The sequence below is a fragment of the Bradyrhizobium sp. 179 genome (genome assembly GCF_023073535.1).
GTDB lineage: Bacteria > Pseudomonadota > Alphaproteobacteria > Rhizobiales > Xanthobacteraceae > Bradyrhizobium.
The window spans coordinates 38882-46784 of the sequence record NZ_JADPJR010000138.1 but is presented as its reverse complement, the minus strand read 5'-3'; the positions used below and the strand labels follow the sequence as shown (position 1 = coordinate 46784).

Here is a 7903-nt window from a genome sequence, read left to right as displayed (position 1 = left end):
TTTTTGCTGTCCAATCCCATCTCAAACCTCCGTCCAACCCGGAGGCTTCTTCGCACAGCTATCCCGATCCCGAACCAAGGGCTCCGGCTAAGCGCTTACGTTCTTTCGCAGGTTTGGTGCAGCAGGGTGTGGGTTCGCGCCGAATGCTAATAAAAGTGGGAATCGCCGTATCCCTCCGGCGGCGACCTCACCGGCTTTCAATTACCCACAAATTCTCCTCCGACCATGACGCCTAGCGCTATGTCGGTGAGACGTGACAGCCCGCGCCACATGACGGTATTGCCGGGTGGCGGATCGCTGGCGCGGGCGAGATAACCGCCGAGCCGGGCGACCTTAATCAGATAGTGCGACAGCGTTTTCCGTCTTGCTTTTGGTCTTTCGTTCACGAGGCGATCGAGCACGCCGATTTCAGTCGCGGTCAACGCGAGGGTTGGCGGCGCGTCTGGAGCCGAACGGTTGAGCATCGTCATCCAAAAGACCCGCCAACTCAGGATGCAAAAGAGCGAGATCAGATTGGTCAGACGCTGGGCGGTCCTGAGCTTTGACTGCTCAGCTTTGCAGCCTGATTTAAGGATCTTGTGGAACACCTCGATCTTCCATCTCAAAGCATACCATTCGAGCTTCTCAATGGCGTCGGTGCGGGAGCTAACAGGCAGATTTGTGATCAGCTTCCACTGGATTTTCTTTCTATTCTTCGGCGTCATGCGTTCTTCGGCATGGATCACCGTCAAGGTCAGCGCGGGATAGCGCTTCTGCTTTCCGATTGGCGGCAGGACGCGAAGCTTGCGATATCTGATCTCGAGGACGGCTTCATCGGGATCGCCGTTGTTGTTTCTGACGTTGATGCGATGCAGTCCCTTGACGAAAACCTCGTCCATTTCGTCGGCGATCGTGTGATTTCCATCCCCGGCCAAACGGTCAACGCAAGTCCTAATCACGAAATGCGTTCCAGCCTCCCGGGCCGCGCAGAACAGCTCATAGATGTCGCTCTCGCGATCACCGACATGGATGCATCGTCCCGAATCGCCCAGCAGCTCTGTGGATTGACGGACATTGTCCAGCCACCGAATGCTCTCCTTCTTCTCGATGGGAACGCGCGTCGGATTGATCTTCTTCTTAAGCGCGGCAGTCCCCTTGAATTTCTTCCGGGTCCAGAATTTGACCGCCGTCAGTCCAAGCGGCAGCCCTTCGGTTGTCACCGCCAGGCTCGAGTGCATCAGGATGCCGCAAACCGTGTGCGACCTCAGGCGGCCCGCCTTGTCGCGCCCACTGTTTATGCTCTTGGTGATCCCGATCGCGTCTGAGTTCTCTCTTTGATAACTGAACTCGGTCGTATCGTGGAGCACTAGAATAGGCCCGTCGGTGGCAATCGTGCGCTCCCGCGTCGATTGAAAGTGGCCGGCCAGAATGTCCGCCTCACTGACCCGGTCGTTGGAGAAAAAACGATACGCGGCCTTGGTATTAGCCCAGTCCTGGCACACCAGCGGAATGCTTTCTCCCATGGCGCTCCCGATCTGCGCTACCAGTTTGCGGAGCGGCTTATTCAGGCGCTCGTCGGCAAGGTTGCAGCCAGCGAGCTCGCGATCAAACCATGCGTCGGCTTCTTCGTCCATTGGCACCGCCCCATGCGAATCGGTGCCAGACAAGGAATCACGGTCGATTCCTGCGATGCAATAGTTGGTGCGCTCCCTAAGCCCTCTCGGCTAAATGTGGGTAATTGAAAGCCTCACCGGATGCTTACATTGAAAGTGACGCCGGAGAAATACGCTCGCAATATCCTTCAGAACGACAAACTATTTGTCTCGGATGTCGCGGCAGAGCACCCTCATTTGCTGTCTGTAATCGCTGAGTTATGGCTTGCGGCAAGCACCAGCTGACGGTCGATCGAACGTCTAGGAGCAGCGTCGGCATCGTTTGCCGCAAAGTGACATTGCCGCCGCTAAAAGTTGGTACGCCCACCTCGAGCTCGCGTTCACGCTCGTCCTCGCTCTCCCACCCGACACCCTCAAACGTCCGGGTCGCTTGATCGAGCAGCTGCTTCTTCAGACATAGATCTAGCTTGGGCGAACATCATAGCGCTGGGTCAGATCAGCCACCGTCGTCGGCTGCTCCCGCACAGCTTCCACCGCCATCTTTGCTTTAGTGCCGTGTCGATCTTGCGGCTCGCCTTCCTCATGCTTCCCGTCTATCAAACGGAGCGGCCTCTTCCAACCGAGCACGTGGTTCCGAGAGCCGGGTCCATTTCACTGTTCCATTTGGTGGACGAAACGAGGGGCTCAATAGGTGTAGAGTATCGCTTCATAACGAACATCTATTTGTCGTTGTCGTAGGAAAGGAGCACAGAAGATTCGAATGCGACGGATGGCTGTAGTTGCGCGGTCAAGGTCGCTATTGTGCATCAAGGATCACGACCAGAGCATTCGTGCTTGTATTGAAGGCGCGTTATGACTGGCATCAGCGGACTCGGGAATCGCATTTGGCAATCTACAAACGACAGCGCTGAAGTCGCGGTCAAGTCTTACGCAGATAGGGTTTCTAGCGAGGAGGGGCAAACGAGCGGTTCTGTCCTCGGGCCGAATGGAGCCTGAGCCTCAAGATTTAGAAACTTATTCTGCTCGTGTCCCTTTCGACGATACGGCTGCGCAGTGCGGGCATCGTGGAATCGCCGAGATCCCGTATAGATCTTATAGTCACGCACCACGTTGGGCCGAAAGTTCGTCGCGTTCTGACGGCGAGCCCTGGCGGAGCGATCGAGCAACCGGAAGCTCGCGCACAGAGGCGAGCCGCCTGCATGGGCAATCCGTGCCCGACCGGGCGGCTGAATCAGGAAGACGGCGTGTCGATGATGTCGCCACGCAGGGCGTCCATGGTACAGGCTTAGGGCGCCCGTATAGGTCTACGAATGCGCTTAACAGCGCGCTAAGGGATATTGATCGGGCTCACGACGTCCGTGGATTCTCAGGTGCAGTGGTGAACTATGCCAAGCGGCTGCAAATTCCAGAGAAGGCAACGTTCCTGCGCAAGGCCGCCGCTGATTTCCAATACAGATTTGTCGCGCGCTTCGAGCAAAATATCCGCTCTGGTGAATCACGGAGCTACGCCAAGACATGCAACGAGGTGAGCAGAGAGGCTGGCGGTCAGGAAGGCATGGAAGCTTGCAAGGGCTTGGCAGCTCGAGTATCGAGGCTCGATAACGCGCTTATGTATGAGATCGAGGACCGAGCCCTTCCGCTCTTCGCCGCATCATTCGGTCGACACTCCCAGGTGTCGGCATGCCGCAGGGGCGCGATCAAATCGCGGAATTTTGTTGCGATGAATGCCGCGGACTTCGAAGGCAGACTAACCAAGGGCTGTCCTTACTGGTGAATGGCTTCAGCAAGTGGCCGGACGCGACGGTCTGTCGCGAGGCCACGGTCGCGATTGCCGGTGAGGTTATTCGCTGGAGCGGCAGGCTCTCTGCTATCCCGCAGGGGCTATCAACCTGGTGAACGGCTTTAGCAAGTGGCCGGAGCAGGCGGCTAACCTTCGAGCGGCGATCGCGATCGCCAGTGAAGTCCGTCGCCGTGCCGACCGCACCGACCGGCTTTTTGATTTTTCTCCGCAGGCGCTCGCGAACCTGGTGAACGGTTTCAGCAAATGGCCGGACGCGGCTGACTGTCGCGAGGCTGCCGTCGCCATCGCCGGTGAGGTGCCTTCCCAGCTCTCCAATTTTAAGCCCCAGCAGCTGGCGAATCTGGTGAACGGTTTCAGCAAATGGCCTGATGCGGCTGACTGTCGCGAGGCTGCCGCTGCCATCGCCGCTGAGGTGCCTCTCCAGCTCCCCAATTTTAAGCCCCAAGAGCTGGCGAACTTGGTGAACGGTTTCAGCAAGTGGCCGGACGCGGCGGGCTGTCGCGAGGCAGCTGTCGCCATCGCCTGTGAGGTGCCTTCCCAGCTCTCCCGTTTTGACGCGCAGGCGCTGGCGAGCCTCGTGAATGGCTTTAGCAAGTGGCCGGAGGGGGCGGGCTGTCGCGAGGCTAGTGTCGGCATCGCCTGGGAGGTGCCTTCCCAGCTTTCCAATTTTACGCCTCAGGCGCTGGCGAGCCTGGTGAACGGTTTCAGCAAATGGCCGGACGCGGCGGGCTGTCGTGAGGCTGCCGTCGCGATCGCCGGGGAGGTTCCTTCCCAGCTCACCAACTTTGCGCCCCAGGAGCTGGCGAGCCTGGTGAACGGTTTCAGCAAATGGCCGGACGCGGCGGACTGTCGCGAGGCCGCCATCGCCATCGCCGGGGAGGTGCCTTCCCAGCTCTCCCGTTTTGACGCGCAGGCGCTGGCGAACCTAGTGAACGGCTTCAGCAAATGGCCGGACGCGGCGGCCTGTCGCAAGGCTGTTGTCGCCATCGCCTGTGAGGTGCCTTCCCAGCTCTCCCGTTTTGCCCCGCAGGCGCTGGCGAGCTTGCTGAACGGTTTCAACAAATGGCCGGACGTGGCGGCCTGTCGCGAGGCTGCCGTCGCGATCGCCGGGGAGGTTCCTTCCCAGCTCTCCAATTTTAAGCCCCAGGAGCTGGCGAACTTGGTGAACGGCTTCAGCAAATGGCCGGACGCGGCGGGCTGTCGCGAGGCAGCTGTCGCCATCGCTGCTCTCCCGTTTTGACCCGCTGCAGCTTGCGGGCCTGGTGAACGGTTTCAGCAAATGGCCGGAAGATGCGGCATGCCACCAGGCGGTAGTGGACATCGCGCGCGGCCTCGGCGGACCGGGCCGAGGCTTTGGTTCGTTCACGATGGTTGAGTTCGCCAGGATCGCCAATGCTCTTGGGGCGCAGTGTCATAAGCGGCGAGAACGGTGGAGACGTTGCGGAGACAGCCCTGCTGAAGAATAGCTTACATCGGCTGGCTCATTACCTGCACTATGCCGATGATCGGCTGGAGCAAGCCAACGTTCTGAGCATCGCCATCATTTTCAAGGCGCTGGCGAAGGTCGGGCTGTTTGAGGACCTCGGTTTGCTCGCACCAACAGGGCTGGATCGCCTTAGGGAATTGCATCGTGCCCTTGGTTTTGCCGCGGAGAATAACCTCGAAACCACGGGCAATCTTTGCGCTGCCCTGCTGCCGCTGGCGCGCAGCCCGCACCTGCGCTCGCACCGCAGACAGGCTCTGAACCTGCTGAACGACATCCAACCCGTCGTGGAGCGCAAGATCGAGGCGCATCTCAACGCAAGCGAGGCCGAGCGGACTCGTGGGCGGTTCGCGAGCCGCTGCCCGGCTTTGTCGATCTATCAAGTGCTGAACGCCCGTGCGGTCCTGGAAACGTTGTTCAGGCGGCAGTATGTCGAGGGAAGCAAAATCGATTTGCTCGTATGGCGGGACGAGCTGAGCGCAAGACCAGGAGATCTTGTACAGCACGCGCGATCTCATCAAAAGCGATCTTTCCAATAAGAGCTGGAACCTGATCGCGCATTCGAGGCGGACGATCCCGTCGACGCGCTGGACTCGTTTATGGGGCGCAGGACGCAGCGAGGATCCAGGCGCAACATCCGGCATCCGTCTTCGACACGCATGATGTGCTGCGGGCGATGGACCATGAGCCCAGACCGCCGCAGGGTAATGCGGGGCCAATGCAGCTTTTGGTTGTGTGCCTGCAGGGGCGGCGAGTGGCGACGCAGCCTGAGACACGCTATTCGATTTTCCATCGCCTGACCTCCGGGGCATTGCCGGTGGTCGCGGTGCAGCTGCCGGGAAAGCTCAGCACCTTCATGTTGGCGCGGTCGCTCACCGTCGATGGTAAGATGGAGCAACTAGTCGAGCGCGCGCGCGAAGTCTGTAAGGTCGTTGCGATACCCGAAGGTGTCAGAACCAATCCCCACTGGTCAATCGAAGGGGCGCGTACAGGTGGCTTACCTCGGACTCCGAGGCCGTCATGCCGAAATTCTGTTCAACGAAGTGGGTGATCTCTGCTCTTGAGCAACGATGAGCATCGACCGACCAGGGACACTCTCAATCTCAAAGCGATGGTGGTCGTGTCGCTCGAGAGGGTTGCGCTTGCTCGGAAGCAACTTTTGGATTTCAAGAAGCTCCTCTTCGAGGGAAATGACAAGGAGAATGTTGTTCTTTCCGCGTGCCTTTACGGCGGCTGAGTCGCCCTGGCGAATGACGAGCCGGATTCGCCGTACTGCGTTTGATAGCGCTAGTCGTTTATACGCAAACGATTGCTTGCAATTAGTTTCGCGATTCGCATAAATACTATGGAATATCCGAAGCGGAGTTTTTGTGAGAATCCATCTGCCGAAAGGACTGTCTAGCTAAATTACTCTCGTCGGTTTGCGAGCATCGCTACAGTAGTTGGCCGGCCACATCTCATCAGGCGCCACGATCAGAATGCCTTTGGCAAAGAAGGTTGGATCATCGTCCCCCAGCAGCAGGAGGAACAGGCGGCGCTAGCCGAAAGGTCGCCGCTCGTTGGCGAGATCGCGCAATCGGCCACGCAGAATGCGACGGGGAGCCCTAGGCGGTGTGGACACTTATCGCATCCATAAGACGATGGCTGCGAGGGTGACGACGGCGAGGTAGTTTCGTGCGGTTGTTTCGAAGCGGGTTGCGACGGGGCGGAATTGCTTGAGCTTTGAGAAGCAGCATTCGATGAGATGGCGCTGGGCATAGAGATGCTTGTCGAGCGGATGCTTGAGGGCTCGTGACGGGTTGTTGGGAATGACAGCGAGCGCCCCTTTGGCTGCGATGGCTTGGCGCAGGTGATCGGCGTCATAAGCTGTATCGGCCATGAAAACCTCGGCAGGCAATCCCTCGATCAATTCGGCGGCTTGCCGTGCATCGCCCTTCTGGCCTGCGGTGATCGTGAACCGTACAGGACATCCCAAGCCGCGAACGGTCATATGTATCTTGGTGCTCAGGCCGCCGCGCGAACGGCCAATCGGCTGATCTTCAGACCCCCTTTTTTGGCCCCGGCAGCATGCTGATGGGCTCGAACAATGGTGGAATCGACAATCAGGTATTCGAAGTCCGGATCGTCGGACGTCGCCTCGAAGATCCGCCACCAGACGCCTTTGGCACTCCATCGGCTGAAGCGCCGGAACACGCTGTTCCAGTCCCCAAACACCTCCGGAAGATCACGCCAGGGAGAGCCCGTACGAACGATCCACAGCACACCTTCCACGAACATCCGATTGTCGCGCCCAGTCGAGCCCTTCTGGTCAGGCCGACCTATGATCAGCGGCGCCATCCGCTCCCAAGCCGCGTCGCTCAACACCAGCCGATCCATCACACCCAAGACTGCCTCCCGAAACGCAGCTTTGAATCTGATTTGCTCCTACAAGGAATCCTTAGAGTCCACGCCGCCTAGGGATCAATCGGATCTACCGACTTTATCGCGAGGAAAGGCTCACCCTGCGGGCTCGCCGCAAGCCTGTCGGGACTCGGGCCCCGATCCTGATCGAGGTGAGGCCTAACGCGCGCTAACGTCTTCGTGGCGCATCACGCTTTGCTTGCCGATAGTCTCACAAGGCCTGACAGCGAACACGCATCTGGAATCGCCAGCCATAATCCTAAGATATGATCTCAGAGCGAAGATCTATTTGACGCAGTGCATCACTATGTACCAAGTATGGCAGAGCCACAATGCGGGGGTTCGATAAGTGCAGCGCCCCAGACCTGCCTCGCTCTTAGAGCTGAATCGAAGCCAAATATTCGCTGGTCTATAGAAGGTGAATTGTGAGAGCTATAAGGGAGCTTGGCAAGGAGCCGATCCTGGGGTTTGGCGCCCACGAAGCTGAGAGCGCGGACGACTCGCACACGGCGCCAATTGGCAGCCTTGAAGCAGTAGATAGATCACTTGCCGTTGTGGAGCACTGGCACGCTGAACCTTTGGGATCAAGCGCACCATTATCTCGCAACAACCTTCGCATCATCGGTG

General features: G+C 58.7%; 5 protein-coding genes. 3 read left to right on the top strand and 2 right to left on the bottom strand.

The window, feature by feature from the left end:
- Nucleotides 1–197: 197 nt before the first annotated feature.
- Complete coding sequence (locus IVB12_RS32585) at nucleotides 198–1613, bottom strand: IS4 family transposase (protein WP_247305731.1); 1416 nt, start codon at nucleotides 1611–1613, stop codon at nucleotides 198–200.
- Nucleotides 1614–2970: 1357 nt separating this feature from the next.
- Between IVB12_RS32585 and IVB12_RS32580 the strand changes: the two genes are divergently transcribed.
- The 3 genes from IVB12_RS32580 to IVB12_RS32570 all read left to right on the top strand — a co-directional run bounded on the left by IVB12_RS32580 (nucleotide 2971) and on the right by IVB12_RS32570 (nucleotide 5415).
- On the top strand, nucleotides 2971–3366 hold the full coding sequence (locus IVB12_RS32580; protein WP_247305729.1) for a hypothetical protein: 396 nt from the start codon (nucleotides 2971–2973) through the stop codon (nucleotides 3364–3366).
- A gap of 118 nt (nucleotides 3367–3484) precedes the next feature.
- The gene (locus IVB12_RS32575; protein ID WP_247305727.1) at nucleotides 3485–4633 is read left to right on the top strand and encodes a hypothetical protein; all 1149 of its coding nucleotides are present in this window, start codon (nucleotides 3485–3487) and stop codon (nucleotides 4631–4633) included.
- A gap of 152 nt (nucleotides 4634–4785) precedes the next feature.
- Nucleotides 4786–5415: a hypothetical protein gene (locus IVB12_RS32570; protein WP_247305725.1), complete on the top strand. Its 630-nt coding sequence runs from the start codon at nucleotides 4786–4788 to the stop codon at nucleotides 5413–5415.
- A gap of 1082 nt (nucleotides 5416–6497) precedes the next feature.
- On the opposite strand, the gene IVB12_RS32565 is transcribed toward IVB12_RS32570, so the two are convergent.
- Nucleotides 6498–7261 (bottom strand): IS5 family transposase gene (locus tag IVB12_RS32565; RefSeq protein WP_253075481.1). Its coding sequence is split into 2 segments (ribosomal slippage): nucleotides 6498–6923 and nucleotides 6926–7261, totalling 762 coding nucleotides; the frame shifts between segments, so codons are not numbered across the junction.
- Nucleotides 7262–7903 lie beyond the last annotated feature (642 nt).

Excerpts from the sequence above, each read along its gene's own strand:
- IVB12_RS32570 (WP_247305725.1), top strand. The coding sequence starts at position 4,786 with ATGCTCTTGGGGCGCAGTGTCATAAGCGGCGAGAACGGTGGAGACGTT.
- IVB12_RS32585 (WP_247305731.1), bottom strand. The coding sequence starts at position 1,613 with ATGGACGAAGAAGCCGACGCATGGTTTGATCGCGAGCTCGCTGGCTGC.